Origin of the sequence: Paenibacillus sp. NPDC057934 (assembly GCF_042887565.1) — a bacterium.
In the GTDB taxonomy this organism is placed as follows: Bacteria; Bacillota; Bacilli; order Paenibacillales; family Paenibacillaceae; genus Paenibacillus_AQ.
Genome location: NZ_JBHVPB010000016.1, coordinates 33,051 through 59,523 on the forward strand (window position 1 = coordinate 33,051; position 26,473 = coordinate 59,523).

Annotated in this window: 21 protein-coding genes; 18 read left to right on the top strand and 3 right to left on the bottom strand. The window is 47.6% G+C overall.

The features are described 5' to 3' along the window. The first annotated feature begins 45 nt into the window (after positions 1-45). Together ACFVRY_RS27315 and ACFVRY_RS27320 are read left to right on the top strand one after the other, a co-directional pair. Positions 46-3,165, top strand: coding sequence for an efflux RND transporter permease subunit (locus tag ACFVRY_RS27315; RefSeq protein WP_387503452.1), 3,120 nt, complete (start codon positions 46-48; stop codon positions 3,163-3,165). A gap of 67 nt (positions 3,166-3,232) precedes the next feature. Then, on the top strand, positions 3,233-3,874 hold the full coding sequence (locus tag ACFVRY_RS27320; RefSeq protein ID WP_387503453.1) for a class I SAM-dependent methyltransferase: 642 nt from the start codon (positions 3,233-3,235) through the stop codon (positions 3,872-3,874). Positions 3,875-3,958: 84 nt separating this feature from the next. Here ACFVRY_RS27320 and ACFVRY_RS27325 read toward each other — a convergent pair whose 3' ends face one another. Further along, complete coding sequence (locus ACFVRY_RS27325; RefSeq protein ID WP_387503454.1) at positions 3,959-4,714, bottom strand: DeoR/GlpR family DNA-binding transcription regulator; 756 nt, start codon at positions 4,712-4,714, stop codon at positions 3,959-3,961. 217 nt (positions 4,715-4,931) lie between these two features. Between ACFVRY_RS27325 and rhaD the strand changes: the two genes are divergently transcribed. From rhaD to ACFVRY_RS27355, 6 genes are all read left to right on the top strand, one after another. After that, positions 4,932-5,777, top strand: a complete 846-nt coding sequence (rhaD, locus tag ACFVRY_RS27330; protein ID WP_387503455.1) for a rhamnulose-1-phosphate aldolase — start codon at positions 4,932-4,934, stop codon at positions 5,775-5,777. A gap of 238 nt (positions 5,778-6,015) precedes the next feature. Further along, a complete protein-coding gene (locus ACFVRY_RS27335) occupies positions 6,016-7,110 on the top strand; it encodes an NADH:flavin oxidoreductase (protein WP_387503456.1) in 1,095 nt (364 codons plus the stop codon). A gap of 104 nt (positions 7,111-7,214) precedes the next feature. Then, complete coding sequence (locus ACFVRY_RS27340) at positions 7,215-8,177, top strand: GNAT family N-acetyltransferase (protein ID WP_387503457.1); 963 nt, start codon at positions 7,215-7,217, stop codon at positions 8,175-8,177. Positions 8,178-8,453: 276 nt separating this feature from the next. Next, the gene (locus ACFVRY_RS27345; RefSeq protein WP_387503458.1) at positions 8,454-8,789 is read left to right on the top strand and encodes an alpha-helical endospore appendage domain-containing protein; all 336 of its coding nucleotides are present in this window, start codon (positions 8,454-8,456) and stop codon (positions 8,787-8,789) included. Between the two features lie 32 nt (positions 8,790-8,821). After that, positions 8,822-9,118 (top strand): alpha-helical endospore appendage domain-containing protein, encoded by a 297-nt coding sequence (locus ACFVRY_RS27350; RefSeq protein ID WP_387503459.1) that lies wholly within the window; start codon positions 8,822-8,824, stop codon positions 9,116-9,118. A gap of 55 nt (positions 9,119-9,173) precedes the next feature. Further along, on the top strand, positions 9,174-9,644 hold the full coding sequence (locus ACFVRY_RS27355; protein ID WP_387503460.1) for a hypothetical protein: 471 nt from the start codon (positions 9,174-9,176) through the stop codon (positions 9,642-9,644). 158 nt (positions 9,645-9,802) lie between these two features. Here the strand turns inward: ACFVRY_RS27355 and ACFVRY_RS27360 are convergent, their stop codons facing one another. After that, entirely contained in the window at positions 9,803-11,437 is a 1,635-nt protein-coding gene (locus ACFVRY_RS27360) for an alpha-helical endospore appendage domain-containing protein (protein WP_387503461.1), read from the bottom strand. A gap of 248 nt (positions 11,438-11,685) precedes the next feature. Here ACFVRY_RS27360 and miaB point away from each other — a divergent pair, with 248 nt between their 5' ends. The 5 genes from miaB to ACFVRY_RS27385 all read left to right on the top strand — a co-directional run bounded on the left by miaB (position 11,686) and on the right by ACFVRY_RS27385 (position 16,718). Beyond that, positions 11,686-13,272, top strand: coding sequence for a tRNA (N6-isopentenyl adenosine(37)-C2)-methylthiotransferase MiaB (miaB, locus tag ACFVRY_RS27365; RefSeq protein ID WP_387503462.1), 1,587 nt, complete (start codon positions 11,686-11,688; stop codon positions 13,270-13,272). A gap of 61 nt (positions 13,273-13,333) precedes the next feature. Next, positions 13,334-13,750 carry a YlbF/YmcA family competence regulator gene (locus tag ACFVRY_RS27370; RefSeq protein WP_387503481.1) on the top strand — a complete coding sequence of 139 codons (417 nt, stop codon included), beginning with the start codon at positions 13,334-13,336 and terminating at the stop codon, positions 13,748-13,750. A 129-nt stretch (positions 13,751-13,879) separates the two neighbouring features. Further along, entirely contained in the window at positions 13,880-14,650 is a 771-nt protein-coding gene (locus ACFVRY_RS27375) for an NUDIX domain-containing protein (protein WP_387503463.1), read from the top strand. Between the two features lie 45 nt (positions 14,651-14,695). Then, positions 14,696-15,238 (top strand): cysteine hydrolase family protein, encoded by a 543-nt coding sequence (locus ACFVRY_RS27380; RefSeq protein WP_387503464.1) that lies wholly within the window; start codon positions 14,696-14,698, stop codon positions 15,236-15,238. Positions 15,239-15,266: 28 nt separating this feature from the next. Beyond that, complete coding sequence (locus ACFVRY_RS27385) at positions 15,267-16,718, top strand: nicotinate phosphoribosyltransferase (protein WP_387503465.1); 1,452 nt, start codon at positions 15,267-15,269, stop codon at positions 16,716-16,718. A gap of 218 nt (positions 16,719-16,936) precedes the next feature. Here ACFVRY_RS27385 and ACFVRY_RS27390 read toward each other — a convergent pair whose 3' ends face one another. Next, on the bottom strand, positions 16,937-18,280 hold the full coding sequence (locus tag ACFVRY_RS27390; RefSeq protein ID WP_387503466.1) for an amino acid permease: 1,344 nt from the start codon (positions 18,278-18,280) through the stop codon (positions 16,937-16,939). A gap of 361 nt (positions 18,281-18,641) precedes the next feature. On the opposite strand from ACFVRY_RS27390, the gene ACFVRY_RS27395 reads away from it, so the two are divergent. The 5 genes from ACFVRY_RS27395 to ACFVRY_RS27415 all read left to right on the top strand — a co-directional run bounded on the left by ACFVRY_RS27395 (position 18,642) and on the right by ACFVRY_RS27415 (position 26,460). Then, on the top strand, positions 18,642-19,652 hold the full coding sequence (locus ACFVRY_RS27395; RefSeq protein ID WP_387503482.1) for a 2-oxoacid:acceptor oxidoreductase family protein: 1,011 nt from the start codon (positions 18,642-18,644) through the stop codon (positions 19,650-19,652). A gap of 25 nt (positions 19,653-19,677) precedes the next feature. Next, on the top strand, positions 19,678-21,984 hold the full coding sequence (locus ACFVRY_RS27400; protein WP_387503467.1) for a thiamine pyrophosphate-dependent enzyme: 2,307 nt from the start codon (positions 19,678-19,680) through the stop codon (positions 21,982-21,984). 592 nt (positions 21,985-22,576) lie between these two features. Then, positions 22,577-22,960 (top strand): hypothetical protein, encoded by a 384-nt coding sequence (locus ACFVRY_RS27405; protein WP_387503468.1) that lies wholly within the window; start codon positions 22,577-22,579, stop codon positions 22,958-22,960. Positions 22,961-23,326: 366 nt separating this feature from the next. Continuing rightward, on the top strand, positions 23,327-24,409 hold the full coding sequence (locus ACFVRY_RS27410; RefSeq protein ID WP_387503469.1) for an RICIN domain-containing protein: 1,083 nt from the start codon (positions 23,327-23,329) through the stop codon (positions 24,407-24,409). Positions 24,410-24,687: 278 nt separating this feature from the next. Further along, positions 24,688-26,460 carry an RHS repeat domain-containing protein gene (locus ACFVRY_RS27415; RefSeq protein ID WP_387503470.1) on the top strand — a complete coding sequence of 591 codons (1,773 nt, stop codon included), beginning with the start codon at positions 24,688-24,690 and terminating at the stop codon, positions 26,458-26,460. The last annotated feature ends 13 nt before the right edge of the window (positions 26,461-26,473 follow it).

A 26,473-nucleotide genomic window follows, 5' to 3' on the forward strand; every position in this document is an offset into this window, starting at 1 on the left:
AAATTCGGGCTTTATACTGTGGTCAGATAGAGGAGGAGAAGAAGAATGAACCTTTTGAGTAAAATCAGTTTAAAAAATTCAGTGGCTGTGCTGATCTTGTTTGCCCTTATTATGGGCTATGGCGTATATTCAGCGACACAGATCAAGCAACAGACTTTCCCGGATATCGAATTCCCTGCGGTATTTATCCAGGCAATTAATCCTGGAGCATCCACAGAGGAAATGGAGACAGGAGTTACAAAGCCAATTGAGGACAGCCTGAAGAACTTTGCCGGGTATGATTCCTTGACTAGTACTTCTACAGAGAACGCGTCCAGTATCTCGATCCAGTTTCCATTCGGTTCCGATATGGACAAATTGTCCACAGATATTGAGGCTTCGGTGGCAAAATTGAAGCTACCAGAGAATGCCAAGGTGAGTGTACAGCGCCTTTCGGCTGGCGCCATGCCAATCTACCAGGCGGCAATCTTCTCTAAAGGCAAAGACTCTGAAGAATTAACCCGGAAGCTTGAGGACGATGTCGTTCCGGCTTTGCAGAAGCTTGAAGGGGTCAGCTCGGTGACACTGAAGGGAGCAGCTTCGGACCAACTGCAAATTGTCGTCGACAAGGAGAAGGCTTCCAGACTAGGTGTCTCGCTGAGTTCTATCCAGACAGCCCTTCAGGGCTTAAATTATGCTTTGCCGCTGGGAAATGTAAACGAGGGTGAAACCACGATTCCGATCCGGCTCTCCGGCTCGGCCACCACCCTGCAGCAAATTAAAGATTTGCCGCTCGGCCCAGCCGGAGGCATGGCAGCTGCACCTGGTTCTTATGGCGGAGATGGGCAGCAGCAGCCGAGAGGAGTTGCCGGAGGTGGCCAGGTGGCCACGACGCCTGCTGCGATCAAGCTCTCCGATATTGCAACGGTAACCAGTTCTGCGCAAGTCGATGAAATTACACGTTACAACGGAGAACCGAGCTTTGTGCTGGAAGTAGTCAAGACCCAGGACGCCAATACAGCTGATGTAGGCGATGCGGTTCAAAGCTTGCTGGATTCCTACAAGAGCGATCATATAGAAGCTCATGTGATTTCGAACCAGGGAGAGGAAATCAAGGAGTCGGTTAATTCATTGATTCGGGAAGGATTGTACGGGGCCTTGTTCTGTATCATTATTATCTTCCTGTTCCTGCGTAATGTACGGGCGACACTTATCTCCATCCTGTCCCTGCCAATCTCCATTTTCGCCACGATCGCTGTGATGAATCAAATGGGATATACCTTGAATATTATGACACTGGGTGGGATTGCCGTATCTATAGGACGTATAGTCGATGATAGTATCGTGGTCATTGAGAATATTTATAGATGGCGTCAAGAGAAAGGCACTTCATTGAAGAGCAAGGACTTAACTTACCGGGCTACCAAAGAAGTGATCAGCCCAGTGCTGTCCTCGACGATAGCCACAGTGGTTGTATTTGCACCGCTCGGCTTCGTTAACGGCGTGATTGGGGAGTTCTTCCGTCCGTTCTCTCTTGCCGTCGTGATCTCTATTGTGGCGAGTCTGCTGGTCGCTGTGATGCTTATTCCAGTACTCGGTGCCTCTTTCTTCAAAAAGGTAAAGCCGCATAAGAGCGAAAGCAGACTTACGGGTGTATACGAGCGTCTAATTAATGCTGCACTGAAACGCAAGTGGCTGGTGATGATTCTTTCCCTGGTACTCCTGGCTGGCTCGCTAAGCTCCATTCCTTTGCTGGGCGTTGCGTTCCTGCCGGCCGATTCTGTGCCAACGGCTTCAATACAACTGACGCTTCCAGCCGGAAGTGGCACAGAGCAAGGCGATCAGGTTAGCAAAAAGGTAGAGAGTTATGTCAAAGATCTTAACGGAGTGACGAATTACCAGGTCGCTGTTGGCGGCTCCGCAGGTAATCCGATGCGATCCTCAGGTAGTACGGCTAACCGGGCAACGGTGACAGCGCAATTTTCGAAGGATATTGATATGGAGGCTGTCATTGACAAAGCCAAGGCTGACCTGCCGGCACTAGTGGAGAATGTCATTCCCGGCACGACAGTGACAGTCAAGGCAGGCGAGCAGCAGGGTCTGCCTAGCGGCAACAATATTGATGTCAGCTTGTATTCAGACAATATGGATGATTTGTCCAAGGCCTCCAAGCAAGTAGAGGACCTGATGGGGCAAAACAGTAATCTCAAGGATGTTACGAACAATATGAACGAGGTTACTCCGAAATGGGAGCTTACGCTCAATCAACAAGGAATAGATGAGAAAGTCAGTCCTTATGTGCTTATGCAGGCAGTATCAGAGCAACTCAAGCCTGTCCATGCAGGGAGCTATACGCTGGACAACAAGGAACAGACGGTCACGCTGTCCTATCGCCAGCAGATTACCTCGCTTGCGGCGTTGAAGAGCATTCCGGTACCTACGGCAGGCGGAATTCGTACTTTAGGCGATGTAGCCGATGTCTCCGTCCGTGATGCCCTGGTTACTGTCAATCATAACGATGTCAAGACCTATGCCAAAGTTTCAGGGACCGTCAAAGGAGACAACACTTCTGTCGTCACCCGTGAGGTGCAAAAGGATATTGCAGCCCTGTCCTTACCTGATGGCGTTGAAGTCAGTTATGGCGGTGGTATGGCGATGATGCAGGAGGGCTTTACGAACCTTGGTATTGCAATGGCGGCAGCGGTTGGGCTTGTGTTTCTGGTCATGAGCATCACCTTCGGCGGCGTAGTTACTCCGCTGATTATCCTGTCCTCCCTGATCTTCATTCCGGTCGGTTCTCTGGGGGCATTGCTGGTTACAGGGCAGGCCTTGTCCATGAGCGGAATGATAGGCATGCTGATGCTGGTCGGTATTGTTGTAACAAATGCAGTAGTGCTGCTAGACCGTGTGGAGAAAAATCGCAAGAGTGGCCAGCCTATCACCGAAGCTATTGTCGAGGCTTGCAAAACACGGCTTAGACCGATCCTGATGACCGCCCTGGCGACAATGCTGGCCCTGTTACCGCTGGCATTGTCCGGTTCCTCCACGAGTCTAATCTCTGGCGGCCTGGCAGTGACAGTGATCGGCGGTTTGTTCACTTCAACCTTGCTTACGCTGATTGTGGTTCCGGTCCTCTACGAGATCGTGTGGAAGAAGCGGAAAGTCAAAGAAGTCGAGAACTTTTAATAAAACAACATGTTATCTATTCAAACGGTAATACTTAATAAAAAGATGCATAGAGAGGAGGCGGCATATGTTCAGAGGACTCAAAGAGCGGTTGTTGTTTCTGTATAAATTCCTGCAAGCCCCGTTATCGACAGGGAATATTGTTCCCAGTTCGCGCAGGTTGGCGCAAGCGCTGCTTGCGCCCATTCCGTGGGAGCGGGTGAACACTCTGGCAGAGCTTGGAGCAGGTACAGGCGCGGTTACCCGACATCTGCCGTCGGCACAGCAGCCTATGCAAGTTCTTCTGTTTGAGAAAGATCAGGAACTGAGGCGCAGTCTAAAACTGCGCTTTCCTGATTATCGTTGTTACCCGGACAGCTCCCGGCTACGGCTGGCGTTGCATAACGGAAAGCTGGAGAAGCTAGATTGCATTGTGAGCGGTCTTCCGTTCTGGAGTATGGGCGGCGAGAAGAGGACGCAACTGCTGTCACAAATTTCTGCCTCTTTAAAGGATGAAGGAATGTTCGTGGTCTTCAGTTATTATTTTAAGCAGATACAAAAAGACCTGAAGCCATTCTTCGATATCCAGAGTACTACGTTCGTCGCGTTGAATTTCCCACCGGCGGTAGTCTACGTCTGCCGTAAAAAGGCGAATACAGAACATAAAAAGAATGTCCAATGGCTATCGGTGGTCGCTGCCAAAGGCTCCCGGGTGCTGCTGGAAAGATAACGATTTGTTGAAAAGAAAAGTAATTAGAGAGTAATGTCAGAGAAGGGCCGTTTCCCGCAGAGGAGACGGCCCTTCTTTTTGATCCTAATACAGCAGTTCAATATTATCTCTGGATAGACGCTCCAGCCATGCTTCTGATGGTCTGCGATCTGTGATCAGATAGTCGATGTTGCTCAGCTCGATGAGCTTCGAGAAGGCGGTTTTGTCAAACTTGGTGTGATCGGCAAGCAAAATGACTTTGTCAGCCTGGCGCAGCATGTATTTCTTGAGCTCACATTCCGGTTCGTTAGAGTCCGTAACACCTTTGTCAAGATCAATGGCCTTACAGCTGATTACAGCTGTATCCACATTGTAGCGCTGGATGGTGTCATGAGCGACCGGACCGACCAGCGAGAGGGAGCGATAACGTAGCGATCCTCCGGTGGAGATAATGTTCATTCCTGAATTGGCGAAATCGTGCAGAATATTAACGGAATTCGTAATGATGGTCAGATTGCTTTTCGTCTCGAGCAGTTTCAGGAATTCAAAGGCTGTAGAACTGGGGTCTACCATCAGTGTGTCACCATCGTTAATGAGATCGAGCGCCTTCAGAGCGATGTTTCGCTTGATTTCTGTGTTCAGAGCATTCCGGGTGACAAAAGGCAAATCTTCATTCGTATGGCGATTCAGCATCGCGCCCCCATAAGTGCGGCTCACGATACCGTCTTTCTCCAGCTTCTCCAGATCCCTGCGGATCGTCTCTTCTGTGACCTCAAACATTCGGCTTAAATCCGAGACCAGGACACGTTTGTCCTGATGAACAAGATCAATGATTTTTTTGCGTCGTTCGGCTGCCAACATAATAATCACCTTTTCAACAGTATAGTTATTTATGATAGGGGGATATTCTGTGGTTTGCAACAAACGAAGAAGAATAGCTTGCTAATTACGGTATGAATTGCTTGAAAATGACTAAAAACAAATATAAACAACATTATTAATATTTAATTTGTTGACAATAAAGAATAGTGCACATACGATTAAATCATTAAAGGACAAAGAGGGAGAGAAACAAACGATGAGCACATCTATGGTAAGAAATAACGGATATATTGCTATTGTCGAGGCTCCATTTATCCAGGAAATGACAGAGATTACCCATCATATGTGGCAGTTAGGCTGGGATGAGCTGAACAGTGGAAATATCAGCTACCTACTGGATGAAGAAGAGGTTGGAAAATATATTAATATTAACGAGCCCTTGCGCACCATCCCGCTCACTTTTCCGGTACAGGAACTGGCAGGTCGTTACTTTATCGTGACCGGTTCGGGAAAATTCTTCAGAAATGTAATCAAGAACCCGGAAGCCTGCCTCGGCGTACTGCGTGTAAGCTTAGATGGCAATAGTGTTGAAATTCTATGGGGGCTGCGGGACGAGGCTGTGCCCACCAGTGAGCTGGCCTCTCATTTCATGAGTCATATCGAAAGGTTAAAGGTTGACCCGAGTCACCGTGTCGTTCTTCACACCCATGCCACGAATGTGATCGCCATGACCTTCACACATGATCTGGATGAACGAAAATTCACCAAGACCTTATGGGAGATGTGTACAGAATGTATCGTTGTGTTCCCTGACGGTGTGAGTGTGATTCCTTGGATGGTACCAGGCAGCAGCGAAATCGGACGTGAAACAGCGAAGAAAATGAAGGATCACCGCGTTGTTATCTGGCCGCACCATGGCATATTCGGCACAGGATCAACAATGGATACAGCCTTTGGGTTGATTGAAACGGTTGAAAAAGCTGCGGCGATATATAACCTTATTGGTGGAAGGGAAATCACACAGAGAATCACCGATCAGCAGCTGGCTGATCTTGCCAAGGCTTTCGGCCAAGTGCCGAAACCGGGGATTCTGAACGTTTAGAATCGAAGACATTTTTTCGTTCCAAAAGAATGAAACTAGGACTTTTACGATAAAATAAGTTATCCGGCAAAGCCGGGCATCTGCAGAGGAAGCTGCGTTGCCCGGCTTTTGATTTGAGCATTCACTTTGAAATTAGCATAGTAATTCGGTAGGTTATAACGGATAAGTTGCAATTTGCCCCAAATAGCGCGATAATATGCTTACAAAAAGTAATTACATTAAAATATGGAGGTTACTCATGACTACTAAATTATTGTTCGAACCTGTTACAGCAGGTAACCTGGAACTGACTAACCGAATTGTAATGGCACCGATGACTAGAGCGTTCTCTCCGGACGGAATTCCAGGTGATGATGTTGCGGCTTACTACCGTCGGCGGGCAGAGGGCGGAGTCGGTCTGATCGTTACCGAAGGGACGGCGATTAATCATCCGTCTGCTGTCAGCAGTCCGCGTATCCCGAACTTCCATGGGGAAGCAGCACTCAAGGGCTGGGCAAAGGTTGCTGCTGAAGTCCATGCAGCTGGTGGCAAGATCATCCCGCAGCTCTGGCATGTGGGGTTGGAACGCCAGATTGGCGCGCTGCCGAACCCTGAGGCCTTGCCGGTTGGACCGTCAGGCCTTAATCTGGCCGGAGAGCAGGTTACAGAGCCGCTAACCACAGCTGAGATCGAAGGACTGGTAGCTGCCTATGCTCAAGCTGCTGCTGACGCCAAGGCGGCTGGATTTGACGGGATCGAGCTGCACGGGGCACATGGCTATTTGATCGACCAATTCTTCTGGGAGCGGACCAACAAGCGCACCGACCGCTACGGCGGCGATCTAGTAGGCCGCACAACGTTTGCGGTTGAGGTTATTGAGGCTTGCCGCCGCGCAGTTGGCCCGGATTTCCCAATTGTGCTGCGTTTCTCGCAGTGGAAAGCGGGCAATTATTCCGCCAAGCTGGTGGATACGCCGGAGGAACTGGAGCGTTTCCTGGCTCCACTTGTACAAGCTGGTGTTGATATTTTCCACTGCTCGACACGTCGCTTCTGGCTGCCAGAGTTCGAAGGCTCTGAACTGAACCTGGCAGGATGGACGAAGAAGATCACAGGTAAGCCGACCATCACTGTAGGCTCCGTAGGTCTTGACAGTGACTTCCTGATCCCGGATAAGGAGAAGAGTGATGAGGATAATCTGGACCGTCTGCTGGAACGGCTGGAGCGAGAGGAATTTGATCTTGTTGCCGTGGGTAGAGCACTAATTAGTGATCCGGCTTGGCCAAATAAGGTACAAGAAGGCAGAACAGATGAGATTCTCCCATACACTCAACAGTCCACTAGCACCTTATACTAAGTAACGTCGATTGTTCCAACGATTTTCAGGTATTATTTGGTTTTAAATAAAGAGTATGCTTCTGCGCAGATCAGTCTAGTTTATGATGAATTCATGCATTTATCATGACTGGCAAAGGAGCTACTTATTTGAGTCATTTATCTACTGATCGTTTGCATGATGTTGAGATTCGTAATTTTCAGGAAGCAGATATGCCGCTGCTGGAGGGATTGTTCCGCTCTGTGACGGTAAAGGAACATGCTGTCTTCTGGTGGGTCGGGGAACCAGCGAACTGGGGCAATGTGTTTTGCGCGTTCCGGCAAGGTGTGATGATCGCCAAGGGACAGGTGAGCATCGTTAATATTGTGCCGTCCGGACATCTACCCGAAGCTCGCCATTCGATCTATATGAACCTTAAGGCTGTGCCGGAATGGGAGCATGATTTTGAATTGCTGGACCATCTCTACATGCAGCTGTATGCCAGGGCATTGGAACTGAAGGCGACGCTACCGGCCGAATATTCGACGTTTTTGTGTGTGGGTAATGATTCGGAAGAGCAAGCCAATAATCAATTTTTCAAAGAACGGCACAGCTTTCGCCATCTGAACAGTCTGTTCAGTATGAACCGTGATTTGGGATTGCCTCTGACCGAACTGACGCTGCCGACAGGGCTGGAAATGAAGCACTGGCAGATGGCAACAGCACAAGAGGAAGAGGATTATTTGAGGCTGGAGGCCGAGGTATGGCCGGATACGCCACTAGGCAGCAACCGATTGATTGAGTACAAGCGTAATGACCTGTGGACGGCGCTGGTGGTCCGTGAAGGGGAGACAATCGTAGCCAGCCTGATGGTGTGGCGTGAGGATAATTACGGGTACATTGAGGATGTGTTTGTACGCGAGCCGTGGCGAAAGCAGGGAGTGGCCAAATATTTACTGACGCAAGCGCTGATGTATTCCGGGTCCCATGGATTGTCCTCGGTCCGATTGATGGTATTAACAAACAACCCATCTGCACTGAAATTGTATGAGTCGCTGGGCTTCACCGCAAGACAAGAGGAGACTCGATTCTGTCTGGATCTGGAGTAGGCTGAAACGAAATGGATATGAGAAGAAGGTGTTCGCAGTGTTTTTACTGCTGGACACCTTTTTTAATACTACCCGCTTGGACGGTTTAAGTCTTCAACCCGGTAAACTAATGATAGGATGCGTTGGATGGTGGGTTATCTTTGTGTCTAATCGTATATTAAGAGCAGAAATATAGAATGAAGTAATAATGGACGATAAAGTGACTTTCTGGGTTTTTGTGCATACCATAAGGTATGAGTGAATGTATAAAATTGGAACGCAAGGTTGTGATTCGATATGTCAATGCCCAACATTCCGGATATTAAACCAAACATTATTCTTAACCGCAAAGATGTCATCAACCTATTGCTAACCTCCATCGCACTTGAGGAGATTGGATTTTCCCATATTATTAATGCGGAAGCTGAGAAAATACAGCATATGTTGAAAGACAACTGCCTCACCTTGGATGATGCGCTGCGGGTTAATGACAGTGTGGAGCATATGCTGCGCGGAATTGTGGCTAATCAGATTCTGTTGCAGTTCAAATTAAGCGATGTTTTGAAGCTCGAACGAAGTTATAGACTCTCCTTCACCGAGGAAGAGTGTGAAATTGAAGAAGAGGAAGAATAGTATTGTCCCGTCAGAGGAAGGAGAGTTGCAGCGTGAGAACGAGAATAGTTGATGACCCAACTACATACGGGAAAGCTATTAGCAGCCAGCAGGAGGCTTTGGATCGTGAAAAAGAAGCGCTAGCTGCGCTGATGTCGGCGCTGGCGGATGAGGTGAGTCATTTCACGAATGAGCGGAGGCGCCGTATGGAGGTTAACTCCGCTGAGATCATTCTCTACAATGATTCCCTCCTTCGGACAGTGGATTCTTTTTGTATGATGGGCTGGATGATGCTGAAGAAGGAACAGGCCCTGCATCAGGTTAAGGCGCTTGAGGAGGTGTTATCCTGATGCTGTTATTCAAGTGGCAGGGCCGTTGATGATGCCACATTCTGATTCGAGTTACATGGGGGCTATTGATAGGCTAAGCGATTCCCTTGCCCGGCTGATGGTTTGGGAAACAAGGCGAATATGTACAGGCCAAGGCGATAATGAACTGGAAGGACAATGGGCTGCCTTGCTCTCTCGTATTGCCGAAATGTCCGGATTCTCCTGCCGGATCCAGCGGACTTCGTCCGAAATTGCTATACGTAACGCTGCAAAGGGAGAGGTCTTTCCAGCATGGATTGCAACGTTGAACACTAGCATCCTTCAGTTTCCATTTAGCAATACATTTCACCGTCTAGCTGCACAGGAAGAGCTTCGCCAGATCGGATATTATTACAGTGGTTCCTATAGTCAAGAGATGGCACTGAAGAACAAGCACAGAGACCGTAAGCTACCGATGCCGTTCCTGAATCAGGAGTTGTTCCCTAAATGGCATAACTGGGAATGGCCGAAAGAAGCACGCAGTATTAATAATGAAATAAGAAGCTGAAGCTGTTCCAGGGCGAAGGTTGGCCCATGGGGCAGCTTTTCTTCATGTTCAACGAATTTTGATCTATGGACCCTGTGTGCTGCCACGATTTTTTGTCCACAAACAATAAGAATACCCCCAGAGTTGTAGCTATCCGGGAGTATTCTTACCGTAGTCTTTTAGCTGAGACGAATGATGGTTAATGTGGCACCTGGTGCTTGAAGGCCGACTGATAGCGTAGAGGTTACATTGAGCTGGATAGTGGCTCCAGCAGGAACAGTGGTGATTGTTTCCGCAGCCAGAACTGTAGTGGCAAGGGATGCTGTAGCGGTGGCTGCGAGAGCTACACCGTTCAACAGGATGCGTGAAGAGGTGAGCAGAGAAGCCGTCATATTGATTCGGTAGCTAATGAAATAGCTACCCGCATTAACGATCGTCAAGGTGTCATTTGCACCGTTGATGGTGATGCCTGCAGGAATGTTCTGGTTATCCGGGAACGTGGCATTGCCTGAGCCCAGAAGCACAGCAATCGTACCTGAAGCATTTTGCGCAAATGCGTAGTTGGCAGTTACGTTAGGACCTGTGAAACCGGTAGGACCTATTGGACCTGCGGGTCCTGTTGGTCCAAGGTTACCTGTGGCTCCAATGGTTCCAGTTGAACCAGTAGGTCCTGCAGGTCCAGCTGGTCCGGCACTGCCGGTAGCTCCTCGTGCTGCCAACTGAGTGTAGTTAGGGGAGACATCCGGTGTGCCCACAGGTGGTGCACTTGTGACGATATAAGTGCCGCCGTTGTATGTGACCACCTGGCCGACAAGATATCCCGGAGCAAGCGCGGCGTTGTAAGTAACGATCCCGGTCAATCCTACACCTGTTGGCCCCGTAGGTCCAGTAAGTCCTGTCGGTCCGGTAGCCCCAGTGGCACCCACAGCGCCTATGCTGCCAGTAGCTCCACGTGCGGCAATCAGTGTATAGTCTGCTGATGCACCAGGCAGACCAGTAGGCGGAGCATTAGTAACGATAAAGGTGCTGCCGTTGTAACTGACGACCTGGCCAACAGGATATCCCGGAGCGAGCGCGGCATTATAGGTTACTACGCCCGTGAGTCCCACACCTGTGGCCCCTACGGGTCCGGTTGGGCCGGTAATGCCTGTAGGTCCGCTTGCACCAGTAGGTCCAGCGAGTCCAGTTGCGCCTGCTGCACCACCGGCAGCAATCAGAGTATAGTCTGGGGAAGTATCCGGTGTGCCTACAGGAGGCACTGTGTTGACGATATAACTGCTGCCATTGTAGTAAACAACCTGATTGAGAATGTAGCCTGGAGCAAGGAATGGATCAAAAGGAACGATGCCGCTTAAGCCAGCTCCGATCGGACCCGTAGCGCCAGTAGGTCCAGCGAGTCCGGTTGCCCCCGTTGGCCCCGCTGGTCCGGTAGCTCCAGTAGGCCCGGCAGAACCAGTGGGCCCAACTGGACCCCCAGCAGGCCCTGTGGGTCCAGCCGGTCCGGTTGGGCCTACAAGAGTAGGAGCCTGTAGTATTCCCTCCATTTTGGATTGGAGGAACATCTGGTTGCGGGCTGTACTGTCTAGCGTAGACCGAACACTCTGGTTAACAGAAAGCAGATCGGCAATGGTTGCTGGCGGCCCTGTCAGGCCGGGCAGGGTTCCGAGCACATACTGAAGCTTTTCGCCTTCAGCATTCAGAATGTGGCTCATCCCCAGTTCTTCCATAGCTATGGAAGATAAAATCAGGTTTACAGCATCGTCTCTTGTGATAGTCACGCTTGGAGTAATGTTAGGAATATTCGGTTGAGACATGTAATCAGATCACCTCTGAGTTTATTTGATTTGTACACCATACATACTATGTTGTTTACCAAATAGTGGAACATAGGCGGTGCATTAAATCCCAGGGATGTAATGCTGTTATCAGAAATTTATGGAAACTAAATAGGACATAGATGGAATGAACTACATCCTTGTGATATAATTTTTTATTAGCAAAGAATTATGGCAATCTACCCATTCTTTATGAAGAAGCTTCATTAAATAAAGGACGTGACAAGATGACTAAGGGGAGTCAACCCTCACCGGACATAACATCCGGCAAGAGTGTCAAGGATTATTCCAAATACTTTGATTTTAGCGATGCCAAGCTCATTAGTGAGGAAGAGGGTAAAACCACTTACCGTATCAAGGGCAGAAATGTACAGATTAACAGCCAGCCTGATTACAGGGAAGGTAAGCGCCGCGGCAAGGAAGAGATCGAGGTTCATTACGAATTTGCGATTCCCGATGAAATGTCCGGTTTCGGTGTGGGCAAGTTCTATCATATAACAACCTACGGCTGCCAAATGAACGAGCATGATACCGAGACGATGAAAGGTATGCTGGAGCAGATGGGATACCGTAGTATTGAGGACCGCACGAAAGCGGATCTGATTTTATTGAATACTTGTGCAATCCGTGAGAACGCCGAAGACAAGGTCTTCGGGGAACTTGGACATCTCAAGCATCTGAAGACTGAGAATCCCGATCTGCTGCTGGGTGTCTGTGGTTGTATGTCACAGGAGGAAGGCGTGGTCAACCGGATTATGTCCAAGCATGGCTTTGTGGATATGATTTTTGGAACACATAATATCCATCGTCTGCCTCAACTGATCAAGGAAGCGGTATTCAGTAAAGAACTAGTTATCGAAGTATGGTCCAAAGAAGGCGATATTATCGAAAACCTGCCCAAGAAACGGGAGGGCATGCGGGCCTGGGTGAACATCATGTATGGTTGCGACAAGTTCTGCACCTATTGCATTGTGCCGTATACCCGGGGTAAGGAGCGAAGCCGTCGTCCAGAGGATGTAATTGCCGAAGTGCGGGATCTGGCCCGTCAAGGCTTCAAGGAAGTGACCTTGTTAGGACAAAATGTGAACGCATACGGGAAGGATTTCACCGATATCGACTACACCTTCGGTGATCTCATGGACGACATGCGACGTATTGATATCCCGCGCATCCGCTTTATGACCTCTCATCCGCGTGATTTTGACGACAAACTGGTTGAAGTGCTGGGCAAAGGTGGTAACCTGTCGGAACATATCCATCTACCGGTGCAATCAGGAAGTACGGCGGTGCTGAAGAAAATGAGTCGCAAATATTCCCGTGAAGTCTATCTGGAGCTGGTCCGCAAGATCAAGGCTGCCGTACCGGGTGCCGTGCTGACTACTGATATTATCGTTGGTTTCCCGGGCGAAACCGATGAACAATTCGAAGAAACCCTGTCCCTCGTGCGCGAGGTAGGTTATGATATGGCTTATACCTTCATTTATTCTCCACGTGAAGGGACGCCGGCCGCCGCCATGGAGGACAATGTACCGATGGAGGTTAAGAGCGAGCGCTTGCAGCGACTGAATGCTCTCATTAAAGAGAACAGCCGCATCAGCAATGACCGTATGCTGGGTGAAGTGGTCGAGGTATTGGTAGAGGGTGAGAGCAAGAACAATGCCAACGTGCTATCTGGACGGACTCGCAGCAACAAACTGGTGCATTTTGAAGGATCTCAGGAGCTGATTGGGACCTTTGTGCAAGTGCGTATTACCGATACCAAGACTTGGTATATCAAAGGAGATTGTGTGGCGGAGGCTATGGCCGTCAATTAATTATATAGAAATGGAGCGATTGCCAGTGAGTCAGGAACAAGGACGTTTGAACAACTACGGGATGCCGACTTATGATACCCGTGATTTAATCGTACGCGAAGATATTATGGGCAAGGCCAAGGAACTCGCTTCATTGATTTCTACCAGTGAGGAAGTGCAGCATTTCCAACAGGCTGAGAAGAAGATTCAGAATCATGAGCGCGTACAAGGATTGATTGCACAGATTAAGAAGAAGCAGAAGGAAATTGTTGCCTTCGAGAGCTTCCGGAATAAAGAAATGGTAGCGAAGATTGAAGCGGAGATTGCAACTCTTCAGGATGAGATTGATGGTATTCCGGTGGTGAATGAGTTTCAGCAAAGCCAAAGCGATATCAATTATCTGCTTCAACTAGTCATATCGGTCATCCGGGATACCGTCTCGGATAAAATCAATGTGGAAGCGGGCACTGAAGCGCCTCCGTCCACCTGCGGAGATTAAAGGACAGCAGACACGGGGCGGATGAGAATCCGTCCCGTTTTTGATATGAAGCATTGCTTTTCGAACTGAAGGTTTGGTACATTAAAAGATACGAACAGCAAAAAAGCTGCGGCAAAGGATGGATATATCGTGAGCGAGAACGGGGAACAAACCTATAACGCCAAAAAATACCGCACTCCGGACGGTGTTCCGGCCGACATTGTGATGTTTACATTGACGAAGCGCGAGCGGAAGACCGTGACGAAGACCCTTCCCCTACGTGAATTAAAAGTCATGCTGATTAGGCGGAAAAAGTGGCCGTGTGCCGGGATGTGGGCGCTGCCGGGCGGCTTCTGCCAAGAGGATGAATCCATATATGCGGCTGCAACACGCGAGCTCAAGGAAGAAACCGGCGTGGACGGCGGACATCTGGAGTACTTAGGCGTGTACAGCACACCGGGCCGTGATCCGCGCGGCTGGATCATCAGCCATGCCTTCTTCGCTTTGGTGGAGGAGTGGATGCTGGAGCAAAGACAAGCCTCCGACGATGCCGGTGAAGTAGGGCTTTTCACACTGCAAGAAGCACTGGAAGAGCTGGAGCTGGCTTTTGACCACCATGACATTATTACGGATGCCTACTTGCGGATTCAGCAGCAAATGCTGCAGACTACCATTGCAAGGCAGTTTCTGCCGCGGCACTTCACACTGAGTGAACTGTATCAGGTTATTCAAACTGTGGTGCCTGAGTTCAAGGAGCCCAATTTTATCCGTAAAATAACATCAACCCGTAGCCGCCAGGGAATTCTCCAGGAGGTTAGGGATGAAGAGGGCAATTCGCTGAGTTCCAATCAATATTCGCAGCGTCCGGCTCAACTGTATATGTTTACTGACCATGAGCCGTTATTGTCTATCTATACCTGATCCTGATGTAACTGGTGTCTTACAATAAACAAGGGGGTAATACTCATGAGGGGATTAATCGTGATTGATTTCACGAATGATTTTGTGGATGGCAGTCTGCCAGTAGGTCAGCCGGCAATTGATATCGCGCCAAGAATTAGTCAGTTAACAGAAGAGTTTGTAAAGAACGGCGACTATGTGGTCATGGCTGTGGACCTTCATGACGAGAATGATGAGTATCATCCCGAGTCCAAGCTGTTCCCGCCGCATAACCTGCGTGGAAGCAGAGGACGTGAATTGTATGGCAAGCTAAAACAGGTGTATGAGGACAACAAGGAGTCTATCTATTGGATGGACAAAACGCGCTATAGTTCATTCAGTGGCACGAACCTGGAGCATAAGTTGCGGGAACGCGGGATTACCGAGCTCCATTTGATTGGGGTATGCACAGATATTTGTGTATTGCATACAGCAGTAGATGCGTATAATAAAGGCTTTAAGATCGTTGTGCACGAGGATGGGGTCGCCAGCTTCAATGCAGCAGGCCATGCCTGGGCACTGGGCCACTTTACAGGAAGTCTCGGGGCAAAGGTTGTCAACGGAGAATAGAACAGCAGCGAGACTAGGAGATGAGGATTTGAGAAGAGAACTTGCCCTTCATACGGATAAGTACCAAATCAATATGATGTATGCCCACTGGGTCAACGGAAGTCATAAGCGCAAAGCGGTATTCGAAGCCTATTTCCGCAAACTGCCGTTTGGAAACGGCTTTGCCGTATTTGCAGGACTGGAGCGTATTGCCGGCTATATCGCCGGACTGCGCTTCACGGAGGAAGATATCCGTTATCTGTCGGAGCAGGAGGAGAACTACGCGCCTGCTTTTCTGGAGGAGCTATTGCAATTTCATTTTCAGGGCACGATCCATTCGATGAAAGAAGGCGCGCTTGTCTTTCCTGACGAGCCGCTGCTACGGGTCGAAGGGACGATCATGGAGACTCAACTGGTAGAAACGGCCATATTGAACTTTATGAACTACCAGACGCTGATCGCCACCAAGGCATCGCGCATCAAACAGGTTGCTCCTGACGACATCTTGCTGGAGTTCGGCACGCGGCGGGCCCAGGAAGCGGATGCTGCAGTCTGGGGTGCCCGGGCGGCTTATGTCGCGGGCTTTGATGCCACTTCTAATATGCTGGCCGGTAAGCTATTCGGTATTCCCACGAAGGGGACGCATGCCCATTCCTGGGTGCAGAGCTTTGGTAGCGAGCAGGAGGCTTTCGATGCATACGCGAAGGTCATGCCTGATGGGGTTACACTGCTGGTAGATACCTTCGATACCTTGCGCAGTGGGGTGCCAAATGCTATAAATACGGCCAAGATGCTGGAATCTCAGGGCAAACGGATGAACGCGATTCGTCTGGACAGTGGTGACTTAGCATATCTATCCCGGCAAGCCCGCAAGATGCTGGATGATGCCGGTTTACCATATGTGAAGATTGTCGCTTCCAATGATCTCGATGAAAATACGATCATGAACTTGAAGTCCCAAGGTGCGGAGATCGATACCTGGGGAGTCGGTACTCAACTGATTACTGCCTCCGACCAGCCTTCACTGGGTGGGGTCTACAAGCTGGTGGAGATCGAATCGGCGAGCGGGGAGATGATCCCGACGATCAAAATCTCCTCCAATCCCGAGAAGGTCTCCACACCGGGCAAGAAGGACGTGTTCCGTATTATCGGGACGAACGGTAAAGCATTGGCCGATTATATCAGCTTCCCTGAAGAGGAAATTCCGCGGAACGGAGCACGCCTGAAGTTGTTCAATCCGCTGCATCCTTATATGAAGAAACATGTGGACCGCTATGAGGCGCTGCCGATGCTGGAGCCGATTTTTGTGAATGGCTTCCAGGTGTATAAGCTGCCTGATCTGGAAGAAATCCGCCGGTATCACCGGGAGCAACTGGATCTGTTCTGGCCGGAATATCTACGCAAGCTGAACCCCGAGGTCTATCGGGTAAATCTCAGCCAGCAGGTATGGAGCCGCAAGCAGCAGTTGATCGCTGAGCATATGCAGGCGGATATGGAATAAGGTACTATGGGGTTGTCCCGATAGCCATTTTTATGGCTGAGGGACAGCCCCTTTTCTAGTTGTTGAGATCATTGTGATTATCGGAGCGAGCACCGTAGGAAGCTGGCAAAGACATCGCGCAGGAGGCTTTCGTCAGTTGGAAAAAATCAAACACAAAAACAGAGCAACGATTCCCCCAACAAGGGATAGCCACTGCTCTGTTTTTGTTTTTCAATATACTATGTTCTTTTTTTGAATTTCACGAAAGACCAGACGATCAAGAACACTAGGAACGCCAGACAAGCGCCGATGCTGATACGATTCTTCGTATCAAACAGAAACATACTCGCAATCACGATCAGGCAGGTAACCGTCAGGGTGGTGATATACGGGAACCCCCACACTTTAAAGCTAGGCTCCTGAGGATATTTTCTGCGCAGTTTGAGCTGGGCTAGAGTGATCGAGATCCATACTAATAGCACCACAAAGCCTGGAACGGCCATCAGCAAGGCGAATAATCTGTCCTGTGCAAAATAAGCAAGCATCGAACCGATTCCAAGTACAGCGGCGCAAAGTTTTAGGCTGTTCAGCGGTACGCCTCGCGAGGTGGTACGCGCCAGAGCTTTCGGTGCTTCTCCTTGGGAAGCCATGGAATGCAGCATCCGGGTCGCTCCGTAAATTCCTGAATTGGCCGCTGACAGTACGGCGGTGATCAGGATAAAGTTCATCACATGAGCGGAACCTTTCAGACCCGTGGAGGCCAGCACCTGCACAAAGGGACTTGTCTGATCGTTCAGCTGATTCCATGGCATAAGACCGCAGATCACCAGGATCGGCAGGGTATAGAACAGTACCACACGCAGAATAAGATTTTTGACCACCTTGGGCAGTACTTTTTCCGCATCCTTCGTTTCGGTCAATGTCAGTCCGATCAGCTCAGAACCGCCGTAGGCGAACATTACAACGAGCAGCGCGGAGAAAATCGAGGTCCAGCCATTCGGCAGAAATCCGCCATAATCCGTAAAGTTATGCAGATAAGGAGCACCTTCCGCCATAGGCAGAAGCCCGAACACCAGCGCGCCGCCGAGAATGATGAAGATCAGGATCATTGCGATTTTGATGCCGGCCAGCCAGAACTCCGCTTCTCCATAACCACCGACACTCATCATGTTAATACCAATAATCAAAGCCCCGCTTGCTAGACTGAGCAGCCACAGCGGTACATCAGGCAGCCAATATTGCAGGAAGCTTCCTGCAGCCAGTATCTCAATGACGCAAACCGTCAGCCACATGAAGCAGTACATCCAGCCCACGATGAAAGAAAGCCGTTCTCCAAACGCCTCGCGGATAAAATCCTTCATATTTCTGTTCGGGTAGACGGTAGCCATCTCAGCAATCGCACCCATGACCACTAGCAGGAGCAGCCCCCCTAAGGCGTAGGACAAAACAATTCCCGGCCCGGCAATACCGATGGTCTCGGAACTCCCTTTGAAAATCCCCGTGCCGATTACACCACCCATGGCCATAAAGCTGATATGCCTTGGCAGCAATTTTTTCTGTAATTCGGCTTCATTTGACTTCACGATCCATGCACCCAACCCTCTATACAATATTTGCAGCAAGATTATAGTGTATCCTGAATCTCTTTCCTTGAAAAGTACAAATCACACGTTTGGGCAGGTTTTGCTAACAGAAAATTGTCACACTGGGCAACCCTATGGTACGCATCACTGTGATTTTTATCATCCATTATGTGATGAATTTAACATCTTAATTTTTAATATTGTTGCTAAAGTAAGGATGACAGATACGGTTCACATTAAAATTTCCAAACCATGGAAAAATGCAAGATTTGTCACTTCGCGGCAAATGGAATCAAGTTATAATCTTTGAAACAGTCAAAAGGATACTATTCTTATGAGAACCTTGAAAGGGGTTATGTCGGTGGTACAGTTACCTAAAGTAAACGACCTCGGTTTTTTTGAGATTCGTCTGGAGTCTATTGGAGGCCTGGGAGCGAATCTAGCTGGTAAAATGCTCGCTGAAGCAGGTGTTGTCGGGGCCGGAATGAATGGGGTGAGCTTCTCATCCTATGGTTCGGAGAAAAAAGGCTCTCCCGTAAAAGCACACATTCGTTTCTGTGATCTGAATACGCCCATCCGTGATACTTCCCCTGTGGAGCGTCCCCATGTTGTCGGTGTTTTTCATGAAGCGCTGGCGAAGACCATTAACGTTACAAGCGGAATTTATGAGCATAGCACGGTGCTGGTCAACTCGGCCAAGTCGCCGGAAGAACTGAAGTCATCCATGAATATGATGGCAGGAACTATTGCTGTAGTAGATGCGACCAGCATTGCGCTGGACGAGAAGAATCGTGTGAATATGGCGATGCTGGGCGCGCTGTTCCGGATGTGTGATTTTCTGGACCCGGAGATTATGAAAGACGTCATTGAGAAATCATTAGGCAAAAAATATCCGCAAGCCGTGCACTCGGCAATCATAACGTTTGAGCGTGGCTTTAATGAAGTGAAGTTTATGCATTTCCCACTGCCGGAAGGTGCAGAGATGCCTCAGTTCGTCCGTTCCGACATTTCGGCCCTGGGATACGATACTCAAACCATCGGGGGCACAATCATCAATGCGGGCAGTACTTTTTTGAAGGATCTCAGCATCTCCCGTTCCGGGCATTTGCCTCACTTTAAAGCGGAGGACTGTATTCACTGTGCTCAGTGTGACACCGTCTGTCCCGATTTATGCTTCGTATGGGATGAATTGCCGGATAAGAAGGGACGTCCGCAGATGTTCCTGCAGGGGATCGATTATCAATACTGCAAGGGTTGCCTGAAATGCGTCGAAGCCTGTCCTACCACCGCTTTGTCTGGTGAACGGGAGGAAGAGGGTTACGCAGAGAGTCATTCGGTCCGTCAGCATTTGGATCTCGTCACCCAAGCTTAAACTTAGAAGGAAAGGTGGAATACACATGGCAATCGACTATGAAAAAGAACTAAGCTCTACTAAGGTGGAGCAGAAATTCCTATATGAATCCGGCAATGAAATGGCTGCCTATGCCGCCCATCAGATCAATTATCATGTCATGGGCTATTTCCCTATCTCGCCATCTACGGAGGTCGCTCAGTTTCTTGACACGATGAAAGCCAGCGGACAACATGATATCCTGCTGATTCCTTCAGATGGTGAACATAGCTCAGCTGGGATCTGCTACGGGGCTTCAACCGCGGGTGGCCGGGTGTTTAACGCAACGAGTGCCCAAGGCTATATGTTTATGCTGGAGCAAATGCCGGTTCAAGCCGGTACCCGGATGCCAATGGTCATGAACCTGATCTGTCGCTCTATTTCCGGGCCACTAAACATTCACGGCGACCACTCAGACTTGTATTTTGCCCTGAATACAGGCTGGCCGATTCTGATGTGCCGTGATCCGCAGTCTGTCTACGACATGAACCTGATGGCACTGAAGCTGGCGGAGCATGCTAAAGTCCGGCTTCCAGTGATGGTGGCGTCGGACGGTTATTTTACTTCTCACCAGAAGCGTCGTGTGCAGGCTTTTGCCCACCGTAGCGATGTGCATAACTTCGTAGGCGAGCAGCCACCAGCGGGCTTCACCGATACCCTTGACCGCAACAATCCAGTCACCGTCGGTCCTTACATGAACGAACCCGACTACATCAACAACCGTTACCAGCAGTCAGTGGCTATGTATAATGCCGGGGAAGTCTTCGAAGAAATCGCCAAGGAATTCGGCGAGCTGACCGGACGTCATTACCCGATGATTGAAGAATACCGGATGGAAGACGCCGAAGTGGCGGTGTTCCTGATGAATTCCGCTTCAGAGATCATCAAGGATGTCGTGGACCAGCTTCGCCTGCAAGGGATTAAGGCTGGAGCGATCTCGCCGAATATGATCCGCCCCTTCCCGCAGAAACAGATTGCGGAAGCACTGAAGCATGTGAAGGCTATCACCGTCGGCGATCGTGCGGATTCTGTCGGCGGACATGGCGGCAATATGGTGAACGAGATCAAGGCTGCGCTGTTCACATATGGCAACACAACGACCAAAGTCATCAGCCGTATTTATGGCTTGGGTGGCAAGGATTTTTATGCAGAGGATGGACACAGCTTCTTCAAGCTGGCCCTGGATGCCGTAGCGGCAGATCGGGTGGAAGTGCCGTTTGACTATTATGGTCACAATCCGGGTGCGCCGGAGAAGGCGCCGCAGCGACTACTGAAGCCGATGGATTTCGACGCACTAAAGACCGGGCTTATTACGGTAAAACAGGATGAAGCAACAGGCAAGCTAAGTGTGCGGATTCCGCCGCTACGCAACTTGACGAAGAAGCCAAAACGCCTGGCTCCAGGCCATGGGGCGTGTCCAGGCTGTGGGATTTTCTCGGGACTAGAGACCTTTTTCAAAGGCATCGAAGGCGATATTGTAGCTCTGTATCATACTGGCTGTGCAATGGTTACTACAACAGGGTATCCATATTCAGCGCATAAATCGACGTTCATCCATAACTTGTTTCAGAATGGTGCAGCGACGCTGTCCGGTGTCGTGGAGATGTTCTGGGAACGCAAACGCCGCGGGGAACTGGATGGCCTTGGCCTGAAGGATGACTTTACCTTTGTGATGGTCACCGGCGACGGTGGCATGGATATTGGGATGGGACCTGCTATCGGTGCGGCACTGCGCGGACATAAGATGATTATTGTAGAGTACGACAACGAAGGCTACATGAACACAGGCGCGCAGCAATCCTACTCCACGCCGCTAGGTCATCGCACCTCGACTTCAAGCATCGGCAAGAACCAGCAAGGCAAGGTTACACAGCATAAGGATACTGCGCAAATTATGGCGGCGACCAATATTCCATATGTGTTCACAGGATCTGAAGCCTATCCGCAGGATTTAGTGAAAAAAGCAGCCAAGGCCCAGTGGTACGCTCAGAACGAAGGCCTGGTCTACGGCAAAATCCTGATCGCCTGCCCGCTCAACTGGATGTCCGACGACAAGGAAGGCACGAACATTGTGTCCCTGGCCGTGGAATCCTGCTTCTTCCCGCTCTACGAAGTGGAGCACGGGATTACGAATATTACGTACAATCCGGAGGATAAGAATAAGCGCTTACCGCTCACCGACTGGCTCAAGACCATGGGCAAAACCCGCCATCTCCTGAAGCCGGAGAACGAGCCCGCCCTGCACAGCTTCGAGGACGAAGTCCAGCGCCGCTGGAGCCGGCTTAAAGCGAAGCATGAGCATCCGGATTTGTAGAATTATTTTATGAAAATATAAGACGTGAAACTGGGGCTGCCCCTGTAGTTGGCTAGATGACTATGGGGGTGGCTTTGTTTTGGGAAAGTTGGCTATTAAGTAGTTAGGAATAAATTTAATTTCGACAACTTTCGCTATATATAGATGTTGGAAAATAGGATATTATTTCAAAGGTGTTTCAATGTATTTCATGTAAATTGTAGGAAGAGCGCTCGATTAACGTTATAACTATCTGAAAAGGAGGTGTTATATTAAATTGAAAGCATTTAGCTGAGTGAAGGACTAGATGCCAATAGGAATATAACTCAGATGTCAAACCTATTAGAAGTGAGAGTGCTGAATTAGTGAGGAAATTAATAACACTTGTTTAATATGGAGAAATGGAGCAAGCCTTGGTTACATAGCATCAATCCAAAGTTTTGATCCCAGTTAGTGGAAATAATCATTTAAGGTTATATAGTGGAACAGGAGATCTGAAATCTTACATATACATATTATCATCCCCAATTAAGGTAACCAAAGGGGAATTATACGAAATTCGTTTTGAAGTAGGGGGAGAAGAGGGGCATATTTAGATGTTGACGAAGTAGCTGTGACTTCTATTGATACTAACGGAAGTTTTGAAAATAATCTGAACCCAAATGAACCCGCTGAATTTTGGGGAAGTAGTTGGATAAATGGCGATAGTAAAGAAGGGGGAGTATCTATCCGTGGCTATGAACCAATCGATGGAGCATATCATTTACGGTTATACAATGGAGTAAGAGATGAAAAAGCGTATGCATATACGTTATCAGATCCGATTCCTGTTACTTCAGGACAGAAATACGACATTAGTGCCTTTATGAGATATACCTTACCTATAGGTTCAGCAGAGTTCAATATCATTGAGTTTGACCTTGATGGGAAATTAATTTCACAAAGTGGAAGAAACATCAATAGCGGGGATGGGAGTGGCATTGTCATTCTAATTTAGTGATTCCAAAATGGAATACCAGTTATATTAGAATCCGCTTGGCAGTAGGGGGAAAGAACAAGCATATCTTGATGTAGACCATGTTTGGGTAAAACCGTTATCTAACTCAGAGAATTGGATACAAGACAAGCCTAATCAAATCCTTTATTTATATGATTTGGCTGGGCGATTAAAATATATCCTTCATACAGATGGCCGTATTACTATGCTTATATACAACAAAAATGGTTTTTATGGATTTACAAATATATTTAAGCTCAATTTATATAATTGTACGATAATGAGCCAATTAATTCTAATCTATTGGGAGATATGTAAACATATTTAATGAATTTAGTAATCAGAATAACTAAAGGAGAGATTATTTTGAGAAAAGGAATACTAATGAGAATTCAAAATCTTAAAAAAAAGTACATAATCCCAATAATTGCTTTAACGTTACTGACGATGATTTATCCTTCTCTAGCGTTGTCTATGAAATATACTTATACAGATTCAGGACAACTAGCCTTAGTAAAGGTTTCTGAAGGGAATTACATAAACTACCAGTATGACAAAAATGGGAATCTACTTATTAAGAAAAAATTGATATGTGAAGGATCGGAGTATAAATTAATAAATTTGAACAGTAATAAGGTTCTAGAAGCGTTCAAAGGCCATACCTCCAGTGGAACAAGGGTGCAAATCAACACGGATAATGGCTCTGATGCACAGAGATGGTTATTCTGCAAAGTAGCGAATGAAACCTACAAATTAATCAATATAAATAGTGGGAAAGTTCTTGATGTAACTGGCGGTGGAACAGTAGACGGCGTACCTACACAATTATGGGATGACAACGGAACAGAAGCTCAACAATGGAAACGTGTGGATAATGGCTTGGGAGTGTACACATTGGTTAACAAACACAGCAATAAAGCTTTAGATGTGTTTGGTGGAAGAACTGAGGATGGAACGCCGGTACAAATATGGACGGATAATGGGACTGAGGCTCAAAAATGGAGGATTACACCAGTTCTCCCGAATGGATATCAAGTTCAATTGATACACGTAGGGAGTGGGATGGCTTTGGATGTGACTGGTGGTAACATTGCAGATGGTACCAAAGTTCAATTATGGAAAATTAACAATACTAATTCTCAAAAATGGAATGTATACGATCTTGGCAACAATAAGTATAAATTAATCAATACTAACAGTGGTAAAGCACTTGAAACTGAAGGAGGTAAAACTTTAAATGGTACGTCGATTCAGATATGGTCAGATAATGGGACAGCTTCTCAACATTGGTTATTGCAAAAAAATGAGGATGGTTCATTCACTTTGATGAATACCAACAGCAATAAAGCGCTGGACGTACCTGGTGGAAATGGAATTGAAGGGCAATCACTACAGTTATGGGAATACAATGGTACAACTTCGCAAAGATGGCTTATGATTTTAGAATAGCTTAATTTTAATGCTGATTATAAGAAATGATTGAACGCATTCCAACAATTCCAGTTTCTATTACAGTTCGTCCTTCAGTAATGGAGGGGGTGGAAAAGCTACGATGTAAATTTGAATGTAGTTGCTGACGATCCTAATTATTGATTTATTTACCTATTTTGTATGTTTATTCTTATGTGGGAGCTATATTAAATGAGATATTATAGAATATTTCCGTTATTTGATGTAGTGATCAGGTGAATAAACAATATTGTGCTTAATTGAAAGAGGGTTAATCTATGAAAAAGCGTAAAAATTTCGAAGTTAAATATATTTCTTTGTTTGTAGCCTTATTCTTTATTCTGGTACCCAATAATATAAGTTCTGCTGAGAGTACATATTCCTATGATCAGAATGGGAGATTGTTACAACAAAAAAATTCTACGGGAGAAACAGTTAAATACGAGTATGATAAAAACGGAAATCTTCTTACAAAATTCTTTGGAGAGCCTTTCTTTGACTATTCCTCTTCCTATGGATCAGAACAAGGGAAAGACAACTGGTACTACCAAATTTGGAATGGAACAAAATACGAAGATATGACATGGGATGCTACAAACTCAAGATGGAAGGGCAAAAACGATTGGGATCTTATTACCAAAGAGTGGATGCATCCAGATGGAAATGACGTGGCACTAAAGTGGAGTGCACCTCAGAGTGGATCTGTTCGAATAACGGGGAGTGTATCCAAGCACCCTGTGAACCTTGAAGGAGACGGTGTACGTGTAAAGGTAATGAAAAATAATACACAGATCTGGCCAGTATCTGGATGGCAAACAATACAAGGAAATGATGCTGTAGGTGTAACCTTGAACTTAGATGTAAATGTAAGTGGAGGGGATGCCATTTATTTCATAGTCAATCAGAACGGACACATTGGATCAGATGCGACAAGATGGAATCCAATAATTAGTTATATTGAGAGAGCTTCTTCAGCCTATGGATCAGAACAAGGGAAAGACAATTGGTACTATCAAATCTGGAATGGGACAAAATATGAAGATATGACATGGGATGCTGCAAATTTAAGATGGAAGGGCAAAAACGATTGGGATCTTATAACTAAAGAGTGGATGCATCCAGACGGAAATGACGTGGCACTAAAGTGGAGTGCGCCTCAGAGTGGATCCGTTCGCATAGCGGGGAATGTATCCAAGCACTCTGTGAACCTTGAAGGAGACGGTGTGCGTGTAAAGGTAATGAAAAATAATACACAAATCTGGCCAGCGTCTGGATGGCAGACAATACAAGGGAAAGATGCTATAGGTGTAACCCTGAACTTAAATGTAAATGTAAATAAAGGAGACTCTATTTATTTCATAGTCAATCAGAACGGACACATTGGGTCGGATGCGACAAAATGGAATCCAGTAATTAGTTATATTGAGAGAGCATCCTCAGCCTATGGATCAGAACAAGGGAAAGACAACTGGTACTATCAAATATGGAATGGAACAAAATATGAGGATATGACATGGGATGTTGCAAATTCAAGATGGAAGGGAAAAAACAATTGGGATCTTATCACCAAAGAGTGGATGCATCCAGACGGAAATGACGTGGCACTAAAGTGGAGTGCGCCTCAAAGCGGATCTGTTCGAGTAGCGGGGAGTGTATCCAAGCACCCTGTGAATCTTGAAGGGGACGGTGTACGTGTAAAAGTGATGAAGAATAATACCCAAATCTGGCCTGTGTCTGGATGGCAGACGATACAAGGAAACGATGCCATAGGTGTAGCCTTGAACTTAACTGTAAATGTAAATAAAGGGGACGCCATTTATTTCGTAGTTAATCAGAATGGGGATTTTGGGTGGGATGCGACAAGATGGAATCCGACAATTTTTTATCAAGATAAACAGTTAGGCAATAATTTAATTCTTAACTCTAACTTTGAAAATATGGATCTTAATAATAGTGCTAAAGCTGCTTCATGGGATATGGAGGTTAATCAAAATACAAGATTCGAACTGACCAAAGACAGTGCGACAGGTGCAACGAGTGTGGGACAGTAACTTAGGAAAAGGT